Genomic DNA, 19,039 nt, shown 5'->3' with positions numbered 1-19,039 from the left:
GCGGGGAACGATAGGTCCAGACCACCCACTGGCGCAGCCCGCGCGTGGTCGCTTGTTAGTCCGTAAGCCGTCCGTGCTGCGAGAACGCTTGCGGGCCTGGTTACGGGAGGAGCCGTAGGGCTCGTCGGACCACGTCGAGCTGGGCCTCGGTGAGCTGGGCACTCACGTGATGTTCGAGCGCATCCGCGGTTTTGAGAGTCAGCTCGTGCTTCACGAGACGGGGACATAGACGGCCGACAGCTGCCGCTAGGGCGCGCGCGAGCGCGTCGATCTGGTCGTCGCCAGCGTTGGCGGCGATACCAAGGAGGGCGGCACTGACGTCGACGAGTTCTGCCAGATCGGATGGATTGAGGCGTTCGAGCTCGACTCGGGCGTCCTCGTCGAGCAACAACTCGAGCACGAGTGCGGCGTCGCGTTCGACGCCGACTGATCGAGGTGGCACATCCTTCCTCGCGCTCAACGCCTCGAGGTAGCCATGCGCGAAGGTGGGAGTGTCAGGTCGGGCTCCTCGGTGGCGCAGCGCACGGATCGCCTCAAGTCGTGTGGTGAGTTCCTCGATCTCGCTGGTGTAGCGCAGTTCGAGGAGCTCAAGTTCGCGCCCCGCATCGAGAGCCGGGTCGATGTGGGACAGCGACACTCCTAGACCAACGAGTCGCCTCGTCCGGAGGACCCTCACCAGGTCAGAGGCGGTGTAGTCGCGGTAGCCGTTTGCGGACCGCCGGGGCTCGGGAAGCAGGCCGATCTGGTGGTAGTGGCGAAGAGTGCGGATTGACACCCCTGCGAGCCGCGCGAGTTCACTGCTCCTCATGCCGCCGCCGCTACCTCGTCGGCCGAGAGTTTGGTCAGCCGCGGTGTCGTCCTCCACATCAGGGTGGTCACGATAACCACGAGCAGGATCGGCACGAGCAGGATCGGCCCGGAGGGTGTGGAGACGCTCGACAGCTGCCCAGCCAGCAGGACCGGCACGAGGAGCACCATGTTGTTCGTCGCATGCAGCAGCACTGGGATCTCGAGGCCGCCGGTGCGCTCGGCAAGCACGGCAAAACAGACTCCCATCGCGACGTAGTACGCCGTCCCCCACCCGTCGGACGCGCCGTGGATGAGTCCGAACTCGACGGCAGTGATCGTCGCGGCGACGACGAAAGCCACCAAGGGGCGGGCGAAGCGTGCCCCGACGGCACGGAAGACCAGTCCACGGAAGAGGAACTCCTCCCCTGCCGACTGCAAGGGGACAGTGACGACCGCGACCACGCAGAGAGCGAGGTGGAGCGCCGTCCACCTTGGTGCACCCGTGCCGAGGAAGGGCTGCAGGACCAGCGCGTACACGATCCACAACGGGACGACCACGACCGCGGCTCGCGCGAACACAGCCCACCGGAATCGCCCTGCCACGGAGAAGAGTGATCCTGGAGCCGCCCCGTAGGCCAGCTTGGTCAGCACCAAGCTCACGGGAATGAGGAGGCCAAGCAGCAGGTTCCCCCCGACCCACAATCCGATGGTGAACGAGGGTCGGGCGGCGTCGAAGGGCGCGACCCCGATCAGTGTGTCCTGCGTTCTCCCGACCGGGACCGCGGCAGCGACCAGCAGAAACATGAAGATGATCCCGCCAGCGGCAGCCACAACGGTTCGCCACGGCTGCGGGCGGTGCCGAAGGCTCTGGACGTAGCCGGAGAACGGCGATCGAGCGGATCGGGGCTGAGGTTCCATGAGGCTGTCTCTCTAAGCGGAGGAAGATGTTCCCCACCAGGAGAAACTGTGACGTCGCGTCGGGGTCAAGCCACCGCTTGCAGGTCCGCACGCTGCGGCACCGAGCACAGCGCGAGGCAGCTAGACGGCCGAGCACGGGCGTCGACCGCTGCGCCACACCCGGCGGCATCCGCTCAGAAGCGGTCCGTCTTGCGAAGCAGGAGAGCAGTACCTCGACGTCGGTGTTGACCCGCGACCCATCGCGCTGTCAGACCGGGGGTGATGAACCAACTCCTGGTGGGCTACGCGCGGGTGTCCACAGAACAGCAGGATCTGACCGCGCAGCGCGAGCAGCTCGCCGCCCTCGGCGTCGGCGACGACCGGATCTACGTCGACCACGGCCTGACCGGCACCAACCGTGACCGGCCCGGTCTACGACTCGCCCTCGCCGCCTGCCACGACGGCGACACCCTGGTCGTCACCAAGCTCGACCGGCTCGCGCGCTCGCTGCCGGATGCCCGCGACATCCTCGACGAGCTCACGAAGGCCAACGTGCGACTCAGCCTCGGCGGGTCGATCCACGACCCGACCGACCCGATCGGCCGGCTGCTGTTCAACGTCCTAGCAATGGTGGCGGAGTTCGAGGCAGACCTGACCAGCATCCGCACCCGCGAGGGACTGAAGGTAGCCAAGGCCAAGGGCCGGCTGCGCGGGAAGCAGCCGAAGTTGACCAAGATCCAGTCCGGCCACCTACTCGAGCTCTACGCAGGAGGCACCTACAGCACCGCGGAGCTGGCCGAGATGTTCAGCGTCAGCCGGGCCACGGTGTATCGCACGATCCACCGTGACCCACCACCACCTTTGGACCCGTACCGTCCGTTTGCCGAGGTCACCCCGCCGACGACCTGAGAACCGAGCCCTTATCCCGATCACCAGCAGTGCGGCGCGGCGGGTAACTCCCCGCGCCGCCCGGTCGGCGACCGGCTTGCGGTCACCCAGGGCCGAGGGCTCCGTTCTCACGAGCTCTGCTCAACCGGGGTCTTACGAGAAACGGACAAGTGCGGTGAGCTGCGTGGCGACAGACTTGGCTTGGCGCGTCTCGAATACTTCGCGCTGATGGCAGGCAAGGTGAACGCGGACGGGGTGCGAGAGTGGCTGGTCCGGAGAGTGGCGCCGCCGCCCGATCCGGGACTCGAAGTGTTCCGCGACGCCATCGGCACGCTCAGCCTGGACGGGGAAGTGGTCGGCTACATCGCAAGCCGGGTCTCGACCTTCTGGGGGCTGGGCCGTCCCACCGGCTTGCAGGAGTGCCTGTGGCTGTACTTCCACTACCTCGACGACCCGGACGGCAACGCCGAGCGGAGTCACCTGTGGGAGGAGGACTACCCGCCCTGGGCGATTCGCCCGGAACTGGAAAGCGGCTCCTTCTACGATCACGATCGGGACGCGACGTACGAAGTTCGCTGGCTCGAGGGACCAGCTCGACGAGACGCCCTCGACCTCATCGGCCTGGGTGACGGCGTTACCCCCTGATTCGACAGGCGCTGGCGCGAGTGCCAGAAGCCGACCATTGAGCGAGGACGCCCCGCTGCTGTGGCGACAGTTGCTACGACTGATCCGCCGGCGGCTCGCTCGCCAATCGAGTGCGCAGCTTGCGGTACGAGCGCCAGGACCGCACCGCGGCCATCGTCACTACTAGCGCGGCCACGTACCGCACGTAACTTGTCCAACCGCTTGGCGGTAGGTCGATCGCCGACAGGACTAGAAAGATGACCGCCGACGCGGTCAGCGCCCAGGCGGAGCGCCGGACCTCGTGCGGCGAGGGCGGTAGCGTCGAATCGACGGTGGGACTTGCGAGCCATTGACCGACTCGCCGGGGCCAAGCCTGTCGAGGCCGCTGACCCCCTTCGTCGCCCACGGCCGTATCTGATCACAGGAACTAGCCCCAGCGGCAAGGGACGAGGTTTTCGTTCGTCACGTGCTTGCCCACCGCCCTGCTCGAGGAAGCTGCAGACCGACTATCGGCGCAGCCCGTAAGCCGACCGTCGTACGAGAACCGCTGGTGGCGTCGCTGCGGAGGGTGCCGGGAGCATCGCGTGTCGGGAGAAGATCAGGTTCCGGCACACCAACGCGCGTCGCTACCAAGAACTACTTTTTGCCGGTGTCAGGCGAGTGGTGGCGTGAAACGACAGCCGCGGTCAACTGCAGCGTCGCGCAGTTTGCGTGCTGCACGTTCGATGTTCTTACGACTGCCAGCCTCGGAGAAGTCGACCGAGGCATGGTCGGGTACCCCAAGATCGTCGCCGTCGTCGAGGGCGACGCACCCCGCGTCGGTCGCTTCGCCGACGGTCACCGCCCACGTACCGGCGCTCTGCAGCTGCAGCTCCTCGACGTGACGTCGGTACGCCTCGTCCGCGCTAACTCGCTCGCGCAGGGTTGAGAGCTTGCCGTCGTCCTTCTTGGTGGGCGTGAACGCTGTGCGCGCCGGCTCGCCCTCAGGGCACATGATCGGGTGCACCTGCCGCAGTAGCTCCTCGCCACTGACTGTTAGCACTGTGCTCAACCCATGCTCCCCGTCGTCAGGAATCCGACGAGGCGCGGCTCCTCGTAGGCACCCTCGTACTCGGTCTGATCGTCCGTGCCCGTGTCGTCGGCAAGTAGATACATCTGGCCACTCGCCTCAACTGCTGCGGTGCATTCGACCGCCCCGCGACGCCACTCGAGGACGATCGCACCGTCGTCGTTCGGGACGATCTTTACGGGGATGCCGAGTGTCGCTACGGTCGGCGCCAAGTGTTCGACGCGCGACAGCACGTCCTCATCTGGGACAATGCTGCCCGGTCCGTTCCACCCCGGCTCAAGGGCGGCAATCAGCCGCACGCGTGCAACCACCGTTTTCTCGGCCAAGGAGCGGAAGACCTGTACGCCTCGCACGTTGAAGAGCTGAACTCGGGAAGCGTCGGGCTGCAAGGTATCGCCCGTCACGGTCACGTCAGGAGCCGTGACTCCGTCGCGTGCGACGTGGCGGTAAATCTCCTGCGCGATGCGAACGTTGTTGTGCTCGATCGAGCAGTTGTGCAAGCCACCGTCGGTGCGTATCTGGAAGCTCTGCGCGTGACCGTCGAACTCAGTGATCACGCCGGTCAGCGTCACCTCGATGGGCTGCTCGGGCGGAGCGAGCTCGTCGATCTCCTGGAGCAGGGTTCGCACCGACCGGTCAATCTGAGCTCGGCGCGCGGCGTTGGTCGGCGAGCCGAACAAGAGCCGGCCGTCTTCGTCGAGTGTGGAGCCCAAGCGCTTGAACGGTGCAACGGCGCGCACGGGGAAACGGGGGGGCAAGCCACCCGTATCGGCGACGGCAGTCACGGCATCAGTGAGAGTGTTGAGCCCGGTGTCGTAGGCGTTCTGCCAGTCCGCCCACTCGCTCTCCTCGCGGTCGGCAGCTCGCGGCAGCCGCATTCCGATCCGGGCGCTTCCCGAAAGGATGCTGACTAGTCGTAGGTCGAAGCCGCGCTCAAAGCCGCGGGGGACGTAGGTTCGATCGGGGTTCGAGTCGAGCCACGCAGCCCGAGCAAGCTCAAGGACGACGTCGCGGAAAAAGCCGACCTCGCGAGCGCTGCCGACCGGCAGCCCCTCCCCTCGAACTGGTCGCCCTCAAGGGTGAAGAAGGCGAAGGCGTCAGGGATGGTTACCTCGCCTGCTGCTGCCTCACCCTCGCTGGTGGCGTCATCGACCGCCTCGGGCTGAGTAGCCGCTTCTACAGCGCTCTGCGAGGACGTGTCTCCGGGATCGGAGCTCATGTCTGTGGAAGTTATCAGCACGGTCCGACTGATGACGGGACTGCTGCAGGTTCGGTTGACATCTGACGTGTGGCGGCTGTGACCGCCGCTGGAAGGATGTCGATCATGCCCGCACCCCATCCCAAGGAGTTCCGCGACGACGTGGTCGCGGTCGCTCGTCGCGGAGAGGCTCCGCTGTCGCAGGTCGCGAAGGACTTCGGGATCAGCGAGTCGTGCCTGCGCAACTGGCTACGCGCTGCTGACGTCGAGGACGGCAACCGGCCAGGCGTCACCCGGCAAGAGTCCGACGAGCTGCGCGAGCTGAAGCGCCGCAACCGACTCCTCGAGCAGGAGAACGAGGTCCTGCGCCGAGCCGCGGCCTACCTGTCGCAGGCGAACCTGAAGCTCGGCCAATCCCCAAAATGAGCTACCCGCTGGTCCTCGACCTGGCCGCCGACGGGGTGCCCGTCGCGGTGACCTGCCGGGTACTCGGCTTCTCGCGCCAGGCCTTCTACGCCTGGCAGCACCAGCCGGTCAGCGATCGCGACCTCGACGACGCCTACCTCACCGATGCCGCCCTCGCCGTGCACGGCGACGACCCGGAGTTCGGCTACCGCTTCGTCGCCGACGAGCTCGAGGCGGCCGGGCACTCGGCCGGTGAGCGGCGGGTGTGGCGGCTGTGCTCCCAGGCGCGGATCTTCTCCACCCACAGCGGCAGGCACGGGTCCGGCAAGCGCCCGGGCCCACCGGTCCACGACGACCGGGTCGAGCGCAACTTCGCCGCTGAGGCGCCCAACCGGCTGTGGCTGACCGACATCACCGAGCACTGGACCGGGGAGGGCAAGCTCTACCTCTGCGCGATCAAAGACGTCAGCTCGAACCGGATCGTCGGCTACTCGATCAGCGACCGCATGAAGGCCTCACTCGCCGTCGACGCCCTCAGCAACGCCGTCGCCCGCCGCGGCCTGACCGCCGTCAGCGGCTGCGTCGTCCACAGCGACAGTGAGACTGCTGGAGCCGGCGCTCCCAGCGTTCCTGACCCGCACAGCGATGGACACGCCAAGATGTCGGTACCGGGGGCTCCCAGGATTTCCTGACCCTCACTCCGATCGACGAAGTGTTGTCTTTCCTCGGATCTGTCGGTGCCCTGGGAGCGCCCGGTGAGGCGCCACGCCTCACCGTCGGGGTGACCTAAGGAGAGCCTGCGCCAACAGGTGCTCATCACTGTCTTGTCCGCCGGTTCGGTCGAAGCGCGGTGCCGCCGTCCACCCCTGCGACCGGAACGGAACCGCGACATGACCAGCATGACCAGTCCACCCCGCCCACGCCAACCCCGACGCGAACCGCGGCGCCAGCACAGCACCACCTCGACCCCGGTGTTCGCCGGGGTCGACACGCACAAAGAGCTTCACGTCGCCGCCGTGATCGATGCGACCGAGACCGTCCTGGGCACCCGCAGCTTCCCCACCACCCGGCAGGGCTACAACCAGCTGCTGGCCTGGGTCCGCAGCCACGGCGACCTGGTCCGGGTCGGGGTCGAGGGCACCGGCTCCTACGGTGCGGGCCTGACCCGGCACCTGGCCAAGGCCGACATCACAATCCTCGAGGTCGACCGGCCCGACCGCTCCGACCGGCGGCGTAAGGGCAAGGACGACGATCTGGATGCGATCAGCGCCGCCCGCGCGGCGTTGCACCAGCGCCGCACCACGGTGCCGAAGTCCCGCGACGGAGCGGTCGAAGCACTCCGAATCCTGCGCGTGACCAGGGCGAACGCTGTCCGCGAACGCCGGGCCGCGTTGCAGCTGCTACGGATGAGCATCGTCAGCGCCCCCGACGAGCTACGCGAGCAGGTCCGCCACCTGACCCGGATGCAACTCATCCGGACCGTGGCCGCGTGGCGGCCCGACGTGTCGAACGCGGCCGACCCGCCGACGGCATACCGCGTGTCGTTGAAGTCGTTGGCCCGGCGCTACCTCGAGCTCAGTGACGAGATCGCCGACCTCGACGAGCTGATCAACCCGATCGTCGAAGCCCTCGCCCCGCAGCTCCTCGCCCGAACCGGGATCGGCATCGAGGTCGCCGGCCAGCTGCTGGTCACCGCCGGCGACAACCCCGACCGGATGACATCCGAGGCCGCGTTCGCGATGCTCTGCGGCGTGGCACCGCTGCCCGCCTCCTCCGGCATGACCCAGCGACACCGGCTCAACCGCGGCGGCGACCGCCAAGCCAACCGGGCCCTGCACCTCGCCGCCATCAGCCGCCTCCGGCTCGACCCCAGAACCAAGGCCTACGTGGCCAAGAAGACTGCCCAGGGCCACTCCAAGATGGAGATCCTGCGCTGCCTGAAGCGCTACCTCGCCCGCGAGGTCTACTTCCTGCTCAACCCCGGCCAGCCCGCCCCCGCCAAACCGCACACCAGACGTCGTCCCGCAGCCGCTTGACTCTTAGGAGAGCATCAGAGGCAGCCAGTTCCGGTCGCGGAAGTTCGTCGCCGCCCTCAACGCGCTCGGCCTCGAGGGCTCGATGGGCCGGGTCGGCGCCGCCGGCGACAACGCGGCGATGGAAAGCTTCTTCGCGCTGCTGCAGAAGAACGTCCTCAACACCCGCCGCTGGGCCACCCGCCAGCAACTACGCCTCGCGATCGTGACCTGGATCGAACGGACCTACCACCGACGACGCCGCCAGCGACGCCTCGGCCGACTCACCCCGATCGAGTTTGAGACCATCTACCAGGCCGCTAACGCGGGCTGAACCACCACAACCCGAGTGTCAACCAGACCTGCAGCAGTCCCGACCGACAGGACAGGACGTGCGACCGTTGATCGCCACAAGGCTCACCGACGTTCGGACGCTCGGGACTGTCACCGATCGGTCTGCCAGGCAATGCAAGATCCTCAAGCTTCTGACCGCAGTTACACATTCATGGAAGGGCTACTCGACGCTCTCTGCACATGAGAGATGGGCCTGGGCCAGGGCGGCCTTCGAGCCCCCTGGCCATCGCCTGGCCGGCGAGCCACAGCTGGTGCTTCCCTCAACGATGTCGATCCGCACTGGACCGGACTTGACGCCAGCGCCCCCGGCCATAGTCAACTGCTCGTCGATCCGACCCTCGACCTTGTTGATGCTGACCCCGGGCAGCCTCAGCCGTACTACTACTGAGAGCACGCAAGCGGACCGTCGAGCGGAGCACGCAAGCCGACCCTCCTGCGGTGCACTCAGAGCAGCTGTCGCGCGGAGGACGCAGATGCCTTCGCGGTCCGCCAGGGGACCGTAGAGTCGCCGGTGTGTCAGCTGCCCGCATCGGTGAGCGGATCGACCAGCCCGTCGCCGACGGACGGCTCGTCATGGAGACGCGACGCAGAGGCTGGGAACGGTTGAATGGCTCGATCGTGGCGCGCGGCTCGAAGTGGCTGCTCCTGGCGATTAAGTGCGACCCCGGTTTCGATGGACATGCCTTAATGCGCGTGTCCGACGTGTGCCGCATCAGGCAGTACGTCAGCTCGCCCAATCGGACCGAGCCTGGTCAGCAGCGCGACGAACCGGTCCTGCTGGACCTGCGATTTTCCGCGGCTCGCCCGGCCGAACTATGAACGTCCGCTGGTCCACAGTCGCGCGGGCGCAGCTTGACCCCCGTGCGGCTGAGAAGGAATTCACCGACGACGACTACGTGAGCTTCGTGCGGCGCTTCCCGCCCTCGAAGCTGGTCGACCTGGTCGCGACCGTCGCACCCGAGTGCGCCTTCAACCAGCAGGACTACGCCAAGAACAGCCTCGTCACCCCCTGGGGTCTGGCCGACATCGCCCGAGTCAGCCTGGCCTTCGGCAACGAGCACCGATCGGCGGTGCCCTCTCGCGACGACCTGCTCCGCTGCCTGATCATGCACAACGGGCTGGGCCACCGAGGGCTCACCGAAAAGGACCCCGATCCTGACGCTGCCGCCAACACGATGCTGCAGCTGGCGTTCTATCAGTTCCCGCACCAGCGTCCACCCGGCGCCTTCATCGGACGCAGCCTCGCGCTGTTCGAGCAGACGCCCTTCCCCGACCAACGTCCCGCAGAGGTCATGCGCAGCGGCTGGCAGCAGGAGTTGCTGGGATGCAACCTCGCGGACTACATCGGCGTCACCCAGCTGCTGGCTGCGGCCGCGAAGCCCAACAGCGGCAGGTTCAACCCCATCTGGGTCGAAAACCCCGAGTTCCCGCAGCTGGTGCGCGACGTCTTCGACCCCGCCATCACCCGACGCATGCTCACCGAGTTCTTGTCGGCGCCCGCCTCCAGCTACCGGCAGCGCGACCGCGAACGGCCGGGCGTCGACCGGCGGTTCACGTTCAACCCGTTGGTCGAGTTCCCGGTCGTTGCAGGCCTCGGGCCGGACTTGCTGATGCCGGTGCCCGACTTCGTGCTCGGGAAGTCGACGCCGGGCGGGCTCTACTTCACCGGGCTTCGCCGCTGGGGGGAGGCCTTCACGCGCGACCTCGGCACGCTGTTCGAGGCCTACGTCGGTCGCCACCTCGCGCTCGTGCCCGGCGCAACCCTGCACCCGGAAATCCAGTACGGACCCGGCAACGACAAGTCGATCGACTGGGTCCTCGTCTTCCCCGACCTCGTGCTCCTGGTCGAGGCCAAGCTCGCCCGACCCACCCAGCCGTTCCGGTCCGGCGCGGCAGGCGCAGCAGCCGCCATGCAGAAGGCGTTCGACAAGGCGCACAAGCAGCTCGACCGCACCTACGACCTCATCATGTCCCGGCGGCCCGAGTTCCAGCACATCCCCGCCGACCGGCCGATCGTCGGCATCGTGGTCACCCTCGAGGACTTCTACCTCGCCGGCTCGCCGCTGCACCAGCCTTGGTACACGAAGTCCAAGCGTCTCCCGACTCGTGCGGTCTCGGTTGAGGAGCTCGAGACGATCGTCCGTCTCGGCAAGGAGACAGCCACGTTCCTGGCCGCCAACATCACCATGGGTACAGCGGACGCGAACCTTGGCTGGGCCTTGTCGAAACAGCAGACCGACGACAACCCGATCATCCGCGCTGGCGTCGAAGCATCACCGATCTTCCGCATCAAGGAGTCGGCGCTCGACACCGACGAGCACGCAGAAGGCGAGAGGAACCGCCAGTGAGACTGCCGTTCGGTGACGATCCGATCGCCCAGACCGAAGACGACCTTCTTGGCCGCGAAACGCTTGCCGAGGTCCTCGCAGCCGAAGTCGCTGCACTCGACGCCCGACAAGGTGCCGTGGTCGCCATCACCGGCCCGTGGGGCAGCGGCAAGACATCTCTGATGAACCTCACGGCGGCTCGGCTGCGAGACGACCCCAACGTCCTCAGCGTCGTCGAGTTCAACCCCTGGCTGTTCTCGGGAGCCGGCAGCAATAGATTCAGGGGCCTCGCCGGCCAAGTCCTAAGTTAAGGCCCGGTGCTGGACGATCGGGTCGTGTCGGGCTCCGGGGCGAGGCTCAGCGCCGGCCGGGGGTCACCCTCGCCGAGGAGGTCGTCGATGCGCCGGGCAGGCCAGCGCAGCTGGTGTGCCAGCGCGACCCGGCCGTGTCCCACCGACTCCGCAACCCGGACCGCCTCTGTCAGCATCTGGGGCCGCTCCCCGGCGTACGCATGCACCGCCTCGGTTGGTCGCAGGTCCTTCGTGCTGGCCAGCTTCACGTACGCGCGTCGAACGGTCGCGTCTGAGACGACCCGCAGCTCCGACATGCGCCGTACCAGCGACTTGACCTCCACACCCCACTCCCGCGAGAGCCGGTCGAGCGCTGCGAGGTCCATCCGCTCCGGTAGGAGCGAGCGGAGCTCCGCCGCGGGGGTGAGCAGCTCGGCGGCGAACGCGTCAGCCTCCTGCTCGCGGGTGTGCACGAGAGCGGTGAGCGCGGCTTCGTCTGGATCTTCGTCGGAGTGAAGCAGCAGGTGCCCGAGCTCGTGGGCAGAGGAGAACCGGTGGTCGAACACGTTCCGCGAGCGCCGCTGCGTGGTGACGATGATGGGGCGTCCGGCGACGACGGCGGAAAAGGCGTCGACCCGCTCGATGTAGTCGAGGTCGGCGTGCACGACGACCACGCCGTTCGACTCGGCGGTCGCGATGAAGTGCCGGAACGGGCCTCGCTGCTGGTCCCAGTGAGAACGCACAAGTCTGGCTGCGTCGGCCGGCGAGCTGCCCGGAGCCACCTCAGGAAGGTTGGGCTGGGGCAGCTGGACGTAGTTCTCCATGGCGCAGGTCAGCTCCCACACCTGCTCGACGGTCGCCAGCGCACGCGCTCGGTCGGACGCGCGCATGGACCGCAGGGAGCGGAAGTGCGCGTCCGCCGTATCGAGCCGCTTGTGCGGACGGCCGGAGGCGAAGAAGGGTGCGTCGACGCGGAGGGACCTGGCGAGGTCGGCGAGGTTCTCCGGCCGCGGGGTGCTCAGACCGGCCTCCCACTGGCCGACGGCCTGCGCGCTGACGCCGACCCGGTCTGCGACCTCGCGCTTCGTCAGCCCAGCGAGCACACGCGCCTGAGTGAGCCGGGCAGGCAGGAAGAGGGACGCGATGTCGCCGAGGTCGAGCCCGGTCGACCCGGACTCGTCGACGAACAGGCTCAGCTGTGGCCGCTTGGTACCCTCGCGCTCACCTCCCGTGCGGCGTTCCCGGTCACGCATCGGAGGCGGGTCCTGCTGCTGTGCCGCCCTCCTCCTCGGGGCGGATCTTCGGGCTGACAGCGGGCCGCGGTGCCTCGCCAGAGGCGAAGGACGGGGCGTCGGTGCTGGCCGGTGTCGGACGCGTGCTGCCGTCCCACAGCAGCTCGGGCTCCCACACGAGCATCCCGTCGGGGTTGAGCGTCGCGGAGCCCCACTCGATGCGGTCGACCTGGTGCGAGCTGGATGTCATGGCGACGATGACGACACGCAGGTGCTCACCCGCCGCGGCCAGCAGGGCCGCGAGCCGCTCGGTGTCGTCGGCGTCGGCGGGCCGGTCGAGGACGAGGTCGTCGTCCCGGTCGTCGAAGAGGGGCAGCACGTCGGACTCACGGCGCACGCGCCACAGGCCTTCGCGGGTGGTCGACCCGCCGAACTGGACGTCCTCCGGCTTCGCGCCGCCCGGCGGCCGCCACGGGAAGTAGAGCGCACCGTCGATGACCGGGACCTGGTAGCCGGCGTGCCCGACCTTGCGGAGGTCGACGTCGTCGCGACGGGCCAGGAGTCCGGCACGGAGGCGGTCGGGCAGGTCGGCGAAGATCTGGCCGTAGACGCGCTGGTGCTTGCTGCCAGAGCGGCTCTGGGCGTCGGCGTAGTCCTCGTGGATCTCCAGCATCACCTGGACGATCTGCTGCCCGAGGTCGTGCTCGTTGCGCGGGCCCTCGGGCTCAGGGGGTGCTGCGGTTGTCGCCATTACGGTCCTTTCATCGATAGCGAGGACTATACGCGGCGGCTTTACATCTGCACGCGCTTCGCTCACTTCCGCGTGTCGGCTGCCCGTCACGGCGGACCCGACGAGGGGCGGTGCGCGCCACCGAGCGTACGCCGGCGGCCCTGTCAGCGATGCCGCTCGCCCCCGGCGAGCCGCTCCACGGGCCAGCGACCAGGTCCTTTGCCGATTAGTCGAAGCAGTGCGTAGGGCCCGGTCATCCCCTGCCGGGGACGACCGGGCCTCGTAGTCGAGCAGGTTTGCCGACTAGAACTCCGGGCTGAAGTAGCCGCCTTGGAAGTGGTAGAGGGTCGCCTTGATGTTCTCGTGGCCGACGGCCTGGAACCAGCCGTGGTCGTTCTCGGAGTACGTCCAGCCGCGCTTGGTGTAGCTGGCCGGTCCCGGGATGTTCCTGTTGATGGTGTAGCCGGTGCCCCACTCCGAAACCTCGGGGTATTGGTCCGAAGCGATGTTCGTGATGAACGAGAGGTGGTCAACCTGGCCGTCGCCCTCCCAGTCGTAGGCGATGAAGTCGCCGACCTCAGCCTCGGGGACGCTGTTCGTCCCGAAGTCGAGCGGTGTGGCGACCACGTCGTAGTGCGACTGGATGTAGACCAGGAACTCGGGAGCCGCCCAGGCTGCGAGCGAACCGGGAGTGGTCCGGACCGTGCTTCTGTGCGACCCCTCAGGCGTCCAGGTCTGGTCCGTCGGGAAGCCGCCGCGCCAAAGCGCCTTGCTGACGAACCAGGTGCACCCGGACGCGTCCAGCAGGCCCGGTGCATCTTTGGCGTGCGCCAGCGCCCAGCTCGCCGCCGCGGAGCGGTTGTACTGCAGGTTCGCACCGTCGGCCGTACTGGACCCCGCGCCGTCGACTTCGTCGCCGCCGTCGCAGCGGGGGATGCCAGGGGTCCAAGACGTGCTTCCGGTCTTCAGGAAGGCGTTGGGCAGCCAGGTCCCGTCCGAGAGCTTGTCCCAGATGTCGATCTCCTGGGCCCCGTTGCTGACGGACTGGCCCTTGTCCTCGCAGACCACGTCCACCGACGCGCCGTCGGACAGCGCGTCGCCCACGTGGGCGGAGTCCATAGAGGCGGAGGCGCGCGGGTAGATCCCGATCTTCGTCCAGTCGACCGTGACGGTCGTGTCGGCCGACGCCGGCCGAGCGACGGCCAGGAGGCTGAGGCAGGCGACCAGGCCGACCCCGAGCGAGCGTGCGAGAACGGTCAGGCGACCGTGGTTTCGGGTGTGGAACAACGGACTCTCCTTGCACAAGGGAGACGTCCAGGCCGCATCGCGGACCTGGACAATCCCCTACCGGGCGCCTTCGGAAGGTCCTCGTCAGTGCCGGTGGTAGACGGCTCGGAGGCTTCCTGGGGCTGAGACCTCGGCAAGTCGCTCCGGCCTCTGAGCAGATAGTCCCGTCCCTTCCGGCTCGTGTCAATCAACCGCGAGTTCTGGCGAGACGGGCTAGATTTGGGTCATTGACCGCCTCGGCGTACCGCCGTAGGTTGGTCGATGTGCCATCGGACTCTCCGTTGGATGGCATTGCTTACCGGGTGCCCGTTTCAGTGGCGTTCCCAAGGACGTATCTACGGCGTCAAGCCGGTCCGAGGGTTTGCGGTGCTGGAGGGGACTTCGGCGCCAGCCGTGTGGTAGCGGCTAGTGCCACCATCAGGCCGAGGGCTTTACGCTCTCGGCCTCTTTGGTCTCTAGCCCAAGGTGTGTCTGACCGATCTCTTCGCTCGGCCTCCGAGTCAGCGCGTGGCAATCCCGAGGAAAAGGTGGGCGACGCAGACACCTCGAGCGGTCGACCACCCCAGGGCGTTGCGCCTCAGGATGCTGATATGCGGCCTGGAAAGTGCCACCGGTTGCGTCATGCTCACGGCCGCGGCGCGCTCATCCTTCGACATGACCGCGGGATGAACGGCGACCAGCTCGTCGAGCATTGCCAGGCACCGATCTCAGCAACGAGCGCCACATCTCTGGCAGACTTTCCGATGCTCACTGGGGTCGCAGGCACCGCGGCGACCCGGTCGAGGCCACGCGCGGTGATGGCGATCTCGACGGCGTCCTCCTCGACGTAGCCGTTGCGCTTCAACTTCTGCGGTGCCCGCAACCCGTCCGTCCTGCGAAGCATGGTCGTGCCCGGAAGCCGACCGTCCTACGGCTACCGCTGCACGACGATGCGGATCAACAGGACGACGAGCCCGGCCACCAGGACCCCTACCGAGGCGTAATGAGCGGCCACCCAGGGACGAGCGGGCATACCCAGCCGCCGAGCCGCGAACCTGATCGGTCGGTGACCCCACTCATCGAACAACCACAACAACAGCCCGAGGTCCCGACGTGGCGGGTACGCCTTCTCCCAGCCCTCAGTCACGTCATTGCCGATGCGGTCCAAGATCCCCGAGCCGACCGCTCCAAGACCGAGCAGAGCTACGAAGACCGCGTCCGACTCCAGAGCGGCAATGGACATGCAAAGGACGGCAAGGCCGAACGGAAGGACGGCGACGGAGGCAGCAGCCAGACTCCGCCGTTGCCCTACCCCTCGTGCCTGCGCCATACCGCCAAGTGTGGGGGGTCGACGGACCAAGAAGAGGCAGCATCTGGACTGTCCGCAAGCCGACCGTCCCGCGAGACGTTCCCATGTCCGCGGGACTGTCCGCCGAGCGGGCAGGCCGTGGGCCGGTTGCGAGCCGTCCGGCAGCCTGACGACGTTGCCAGTCCCCGAGGTGGTTGGGTCAGTTCGTGGTCATTGGGATCGTGAAGTTCTACAAGGTGGAGAAGGGCTGGGGCGCAATCGCCTCCGAAGCCCTGCCCTACGGAGCTGATGCTTGGGTCCATTACTCAGCGATCGAGGTAACGGGCTACCGCGAGCTCGCAGCCGTGACGTGGTTGAGTTCGAGTTCGAGGCCGCCCGGCAAGACAGCTTCCGCTACCGCGCCACCTGGGTGAAGCGGCTTAGGTCCGGTCCCGCGCCGACGCTGAGACGACGCGGCGACGAGGTGAGGATCGAAGCAGAGGGCGCGCCTGACACTCCACTAGTTCCTTGAGGCAGGCGCCACTCTTCCTGAGAGACGATCGCCGGCCAGCAAAGCGTGGCGCGAGCAGCCTCGTCTTCGTACGGGGTTGCCCGCAAGCGGACCGTCCAGTGAGAAGAAGGCCGTGAGGCTACGTCTCGTACGCGAGGGAGCTACTGCTCCGCCCAGGTCCCCTTGGGCGGTGACTCTCTTTCGAGTAAGCCGGCGAGCCACTGGAGGTAAGAGGGCTGAGCGAGGCGCAGCCGCGGCAGCTCGGCGGCGGTGAACCAGCTCACAGCATCGTGCTCGTCCGGTTCCGCGTTCACCGGCTCTCCAACCCAGCGTCTGGCCAGGAAAGCGTGAGCGACGATCGCGGGGTCGTCAAGAGTGGCCTCGATGGGGTGCAGGTCGAGCACCTCGACGCCGATCTCCTCACGGCACTCTCGCCGTGCCGCCTGTTCGGGTGACTCACCGGGTTCGACGTGTCCGCCGAAGAGGTCCCAGCAGTCGGGGTACCAACGTCTCGCGGGACGGCGGTGACCGAGCATCAGGCGTCCGTCTTCGATCAGCGCCACGATCGCGATCGTTTCCGTCACCGATGCAGTAGACCACCGAGGCTGATTCACCGTGGTGCTCGAAGTTCGCGACCGCAGGACCATCGTCCTGCGGGACAGCCGACGTCGAGCCGCACCGGTGGGTCTAAGAGCATCCGCACCCATCCTCGTTGAGGAAAAGCTGACGGTCGCCGCTGGAAGACCGTCGAGCGGAGCTCGCGAGCCGACCGTTCTCCGTCGTTCCGCTACGCAGCTGCTCGTGCGGACTTGGCTCGGGAAATCACCGTTGTACGCCAATCGAGGCAAAGCGTGGCGACAAAGGCCGGCGCAGCTAGCACTACGACACACAAGATCAGCCAGGGAAGACTCCCGCCCGATCCAAGGGTCAATGCGCCTACTGGCACCGCTGCCGAAACACCAGCGAGCGTCGCTCGCACTGCCGTCGCTGCGGCCCAAGGCCGTGCCTGCACGACCGCCAGCACGACCACGGGCACGATCGCATTGAGCAGTCCAAGCAAGGCCCCAACGAGCAGACCAAGCGCTCCGGAAAACGGAGCGAGAGCGGGATCGCTCTGATCAAGGGTGTATGTGAAGCCCACGAAGAAGCCGCCCGCAGCTCCTGCGGCTGCACAGCCTCCGCCGACCCAGATCGCGATGCGATCAAGCGTGGCTGCTGTACGTATCGGTTGGCCCGGCCTGCGGCTCATGCGGCGAAGTGTCTCACCGCTCACAGTCTCCGGGTAGCGCTGACGGTTTCATGTGACGAGCACGTAGACCGACCGTCGAGCGGGCACTCTCGTCACCGGCCGTTCTGTCACTCGTCGCGCTTCACCACTCACAAGTCGTGACGTCACGAGGAGTTTGTCCTAGGAGACGCTGCGACGAGCGCAGCAGCTCTGGGCGACTTACTAGCCGCTAGCAGGACGAGTGATGTCCTCGTCAGCCGCTCGGCTCAACGCGTCGAAGGCTATCTCGGGCATAGAGGTGATGACGGTGAGTAGTCCGAGCTCGATGGCGGCGGCGTCGGGGTGCCGGCTGACATCGATGAGTCGTAGCCACTCGCGTGGCTTGTAGCGAGCCAGGCGGGAGAGGGCGTATAGAACCTCCCACCAGACGAGGAAGGGGTGTGCTTGGGTGCCGGACTCATCTATGGCCGGAAGTACGTAGCTGTAGCCGCGATAGGTCGACGTGACTCTTCTGAAAGCCTCGGTGCTGCTGATGTCTTCGCGCAGGGCTACCTGCAGGACTGCGTCCTGCCTCAGCAGCTCGCCTCTCAGGCTGTACTGGACGTACGGCCTGTCGTCCTCAACCCGTAACGAGGCGATCCTCGGGTATGTACGTTCCAACTCAGGCGTCCAGGGAAGGCGCTCGGCAGCTCGTCGAGCGGACCGTGCACCAGGTCGGCGAGGGGCTCCCTCGAGGATCGGGTAGATCCTCGCGTCGGGGTCGCTGTTGCCGGTCCATCCGCCCACCGCCCGCACCTGCAGTACGTCCGCTGACGGTCCGCTACCGGGCAGAACGACTTCGTCGAGCTGCAGCAACGACCAGAGCACGCCGAATGTGGTCGGGCTAAGGAGCGGAGGTCCGTCGAGCGCGCGAGCTGCGATGTAGTGGCTGTTAGACCCAGTCGATCCCTGCAGAGTGAGCGTTGCGATCCCCCGGTCTGCAACCCCGTCCAGATCCGGACAGGCAAGGCCGTGGCCGGAACCCTGCCACTCACTGTTGGTGAGCCGGACAGAAGCGGCGGCGACGGCCCTGCCGATCTGTACAAGTGCGTAGAACGCTAGGAGCGGACTAGTTTCCGGTCCTACCGACGCGGCGGCCGCTGCCAGCTGCTGGCCCTGTTCGAGGGCTGCGTTGAAGTCGGCCTTCCGCATCCCATTCACGGCACGCCCCGGCGGATTGTGTCGCAGTGAACGCAAATGCGACCAGGACCGAGGCGCACGCTCCAATGAAGGCCCCGGCCCGAAACCCCAGGTCGTTCCCAACGAAAATCGCCAACCCTTCCGCGGTCTTCAACGAATGCTCGGCTGCACGCGCCTCGAGCTCGCCGAGCGAGTGCACTCCAGAGCACCGATACGGCGCACGCTCTGGCTGGGCAGGTCGAGGGTTGCGCCGAAGCAATTCTTCCAGGCACGTCGCCGTGCGGGTAGAGCGACGACCCCTCGTGCGGCAGCGCGTCACCGCACGACGTCCGTCCTGCGGGCGCCGCCCCTCGCCGCGGGCCGACCGGTTACCGGCAACACCTCTAGCTGGTGCTGTCGATGCCCCCAACGAAGAAGGTGTCGATCAGAGTGGTGCCTTCGACGTCGTAGACGGGGATGGTCCGCCCAGCATGCTGAGCTTGCTCTTGAGCGGCGGCTTCCTCACGCGTTGTCGCCTCGGGGCCGTTCAGGTCGGTCTTGTAGACGAACCCGGTGATCCCGGTCGGGCCGAGCACTCGGACGAGGTCGGGATCGCCGTCGGCGCTGGAGCCGTAGGACAGGCCGTGAGAGTTCACGCCAGACCCACGAGGAGCGGGAGCGGGAGATGGAGCGGTGGCCGGGGCGGCAGCAGGTGCCGGTTCAGGCGTACCCGCTGCACCGACGCCGAGCGTCGCAGCGAGAGCAGCACCGCC

Annotated in this window: 18 protein-coding genes and 2 pseudogenes; 8 read left to right on the top strand and 12 right to left on the bottom strand. The window is 67.3% G+C overall.

The window, feature by feature from the left end:
- Positions 1 to 100: 100 nt before the first annotated feature.
- Positions 101 to 808, bottom strand: a complete 708-nt coding sequence (locus BLU42_RS16760) for a MerR family transcriptional regulator (RefSeq protein WP_091076970.1) — start codon at positions 806 to 808, stop codon at positions 101 to 103.
- Positions 805 to 1,593 (bottom strand): CPBP family intramembrane glutamic endopeptidase, encoded by a 789-nt coding sequence (locus BLU42_RS16755; protein ID WP_157720050.1) that lies wholly within the window; start codon positions 1,591 to 1,593, stop codon positions 805 to 807. Before BLU42_RS16755 ends, BLU42_RS16760 begins: the two co-directional genes overlap by 4 nt.
- 375 nt (positions 1,594 to 1,968) lie before the next feature.
- Between BLU42_RS16755 and BLU42_RS16750 the strand changes: the two genes are divergently transcribed.
- Positions 1,969 to 2,595 carry a recombinase family protein gene (locus BLU42_RS16750; protein WP_091080792.1) on the top strand — a complete coding sequence of 209 codons (627 nt, stop codon included), beginning with the start codon at positions 1,969 to 1,971 and terminating at the stop codon, positions 2,593 to 2,595.
- Positions 2,596 to 2,775: 180 nt separating this feature from the next.
- Complete coding sequence (locus tag BLU42_RS16745) at positions 2,776 to 3,219, top strand: hypothetical protein (protein ID WP_157720049.1); 444 nt, start codon at positions 2,776 to 2,778, stop codon at positions 3,217 to 3,219.
- Positions 3,220 to 3,850: 631 nt separating this feature from the next.
- Here BLU42_RS16745 and BLU42_RS20715 read toward each other — a convergent pair.
- Complete coding sequence (locus BLU42_RS20715) at positions 3,851 to 4,204, bottom strand: hypothetical protein (protein WP_157720048.1); 354 nt, start codon at positions 4,202 to 4,204, stop codon at positions 3,851 to 3,853.
- 41 nt (positions 4,205 to 4,245) lie between these two features.
- A complete protein-coding gene (locus tag BLU42_RS16740; protein ID WP_091076958.1) occupies positions 4,246 to 5,145 on the bottom strand; it encodes a hypothetical protein in 900 nt (299 codons plus the stop codon).
- A gap of 446 nt (positions 5,146 to 5,591) precedes the next feature.
- Here BLU42_RS16740 and BLU42_RS21505 point away from each other — a divergent pair.
- The 6 genes and pseudogenes from BLU42_RS21505 to BLU42_RS16705 form a co-directional block, all read left to right on the top strand.
- Positions 5,592 to 6,466: pseudogene (locus tag BLU42_RS21505) on the top strand (IS3 family transposase); the annotation flags it as partial.
- 303 nt (positions 6,467 to 6,769) lie between these two features.
- Complete coding sequence (locus BLU42_RS16720; protein ID WP_091076942.1) at positions 6,770 to 7,906, top strand: IS110 family RNA-guided transposase; 1,137 nt, start codon at positions 6,770 to 6,772, stop codon at positions 7,904 to 7,906.
- A gap of 10 nt (positions 7,907 to 7,916) precedes the next feature.
- Positions 7,917 to 8,216 (top strand): annotated as a pseudogene (locus tag BLU42_RS16715) (integrase core domain-containing protein); the annotation flags it as partial.
- A 533-nt stretch (positions 8,217 to 8,749) separates the two neighbouring features.
- Positions 8,750 to 9,055 carry a hypothetical protein gene (locus BLU42_RS16710; RefSeq protein WP_091076938.1) on the top strand — a complete coding sequence of 102 codons (306 nt, stop codon included), beginning with the start codon at positions 8,750 to 8,752 and terminating at the stop codon, positions 9,053 to 9,055.
- Positions 9,052 to 10,584, top strand: coding sequence for a hypothetical protein (locus BLU42_RS20710; protein WP_157720046.1), 1,533 nt, complete (start codon positions 9,052 to 9,054; stop codon positions 10,582 to 10,584). The genes BLU42_RS16710 and BLU42_RS20710 overlap by 4 nt, the downstream gene beginning before the upstream one ends.
- Complete coding sequence (locus tag BLU42_RS16705) at positions 10,581 to 10,874, top strand: P-loop NTPase fold protein (protein WP_157720045.1); 294 nt, start codon at positions 10,581 to 10,583, stop codon at positions 10,872 to 10,874. The genes BLU42_RS20710 and BLU42_RS16705 overlap by 4 nt, the downstream gene beginning before the upstream one ends.
- On the opposite strand, the gene BLU42_RS16700 is transcribed toward BLU42_RS16705, so the two are convergent.
- The 8 genes from BLU42_RS16700 to BLU42_RS16660 form a co-directional block, all read right to left on the bottom strand.
- On the bottom strand, positions 10,871 to 12,106 hold the full coding sequence (locus tag BLU42_RS16700) for an XRE family transcriptional regulator (RefSeq protein ID WP_091076930.1): 1,236 nt from the start codon (positions 12,104 to 12,106) through the stop codon (positions 10,871 to 10,873). The genes BLU42_RS16705 and BLU42_RS16700 overlap by 4 nt on opposite strands.
- The gene (locus BLU42_RS16695; RefSeq protein ID WP_091076927.1) at positions 12,099 to 12,836 is read right to left on the bottom strand and encodes a hypothetical protein; all 738 of its coding nucleotides are present in this window, start codon (positions 12,834 to 12,836) and stop codon (positions 12,099 to 12,101) included. Before BLU42_RS16695 ends, BLU42_RS16700 begins: the two co-directional genes overlap by 8 nt.
- Positions 12,837 to 13,118: 282 nt before the next feature.
- A complete protein-coding gene (locus BLU42_RS16690; RefSeq protein WP_091076923.1) occupies positions 13,119 to 14,102 on the bottom strand; it encodes an amidase domain-containing protein in 984 nt (327 codons plus the stop codon).
- A gap of 500 nt (positions 14,103 to 14,602) precedes the next feature.
- Positions 14,603 to 14,794: a hypothetical protein gene (locus BLU42_RS20910; protein WP_091076920.1), complete on the bottom strand. Its 192-nt coding sequence runs from the start codon at positions 14,792 to 14,794 to the stop codon at positions 14,603 to 14,605.
- A gap of 221 nt (positions 14,795 to 15,015) precedes the next feature.
- A complete protein-coding gene (locus tag BLU42_RS16680) occupies positions 15,016 to 15,324 on the bottom strand; it encodes a hypothetical protein (RefSeq protein ID WP_157720043.1) in 309 nt (102 codons plus the stop codon).
- A 717-nt stretch (positions 15,325 to 16,041) separates the two neighbouring features.
- Positions 16,042 to 16,464 (bottom strand): NUDIX hydrolase, encoded by a 423-nt coding sequence (locus tag BLU42_RS16670; RefSeq protein WP_231918221.1) that lies wholly within the window; start codon positions 16,462 to 16,464, stop codon positions 16,042 to 16,044.
- Between the two features lie 866 nt (positions 16,465 to 17,330).
- Entirely contained in the window at positions 17,331 to 18,299 is a 969-nt protein-coding gene (locus BLU42_RS20700; protein ID WP_157720042.1) for a YaaC family protein, read from the bottom strand.
- Between the two features lie 371 nt (positions 18,300 to 18,670).
- Positions 18,671 to 18,922, bottom strand: a complete 252-nt coding sequence (locus BLU42_RS16660; RefSeq protein ID WP_091076906.1) for a hypothetical protein — start codon at positions 18,920 to 18,922, stop codon at positions 18,671 to 18,673.
- Positions 18,923 to 19,039: the final 117 nt, after the last annotated feature.

Source organism: Microlunatus sagamiharensis (assembly GCF_900105785.1).
GTDB classification, from domain to species: Bacteria; Actinomycetota; Actinomycetes; order Propionibacteriales; family Propionibacteriaceae; genus Microlunatus; species Microlunatus sagamiharensis.
This window is presented reverse-complemented; position numbering and strand designations above follow the sequence as displayed.

What these genes read in the sequence shown, in the direction of transcription:
- BLU42_RS20910 (WP_091076920.1), bottom strand. Translation starts at nt 14,794, where the DNA reads ATGCTCGACGAGCTGGTCGCCGTTCATCCCGCGGTCATGTCGAAGGAT.
- BLU42_RS16750 (WP_091080792.1), top strand. Translation starts at nt 1,969, where the DNA reads ATGAACCAACTCCTGGTGGGCTACGCGCGGGTGTCCACAGAACAGCAG.
- BLU42_RS16680 (WP_157720043.1), bottom strand. Translation starts at nt 15,324, where the DNA reads ATGTCCATTGCCGCTCTGGAGTCGGACGCGGTCTTCGTAGCTCTGCTC.
- BLU42_RS20710 (WP_157720046.1), top strand. Translation starts at nt 9,052, where the DNA reads ATGAACGTCCGCTGGTCCACAGTCGCGCGGGCGCAGCTTGACCCCCGT.
- BLU42_RS16720 (WP_091076942.1), top strand. Translation starts at nt 6,770, where the DNA reads ATGACCAGTCCACCCCGCCCACGCCAACCCCGACGCGAACCGCGGCGC.
- BLU42_RS16760 (WP_091076970.1), bottom strand. Translation starts at nt 808, where the DNA reads ATGAGGAGCAGTGAACTCGCGCGGCTCGCAGGGGTGTCAATCCGCACT.
- BLU42_RS16700 (WP_091076930.1), bottom strand. Translation starts at nt 12,106, where the DNA reads ATGCGTGACCGGGAACGCCGCACGGGAGGTGAGCGCGAGGGTACCAAG.
- BLU42_RS16755 (WP_157720050.1), bottom strand. Translation starts at nt 1,593, where the DNA reads ATGTTTCTGCTGGTCGCTGCCGCGGTCCCGGTCGGGAGAACGCAGGAC.
- BLU42_RS16695 (WP_091076927.1), bottom strand. Translation starts at nt 12,836, where the DNA reads ATGGCGACAACCGCAGCACCCCCTGAGCCCGAGGGCCCGCGCAACGAG.
- BLU42_RS20700 (WP_157720042.1), bottom strand. Translation starts at nt 18,299, where the DNA reads ATGCGGAAGGCCGACTTCAACGCAGCCCTCGAACAGGGCCAGCAGCTG.
- BLU42_RS16740 (WP_091076958.1), bottom strand. Translation starts at nt 5,145, where the DNA reads ATGCGGCTGCCGCGAGCTGCCGACCGCGAGGAGAGCGAGTGGGCGGAC.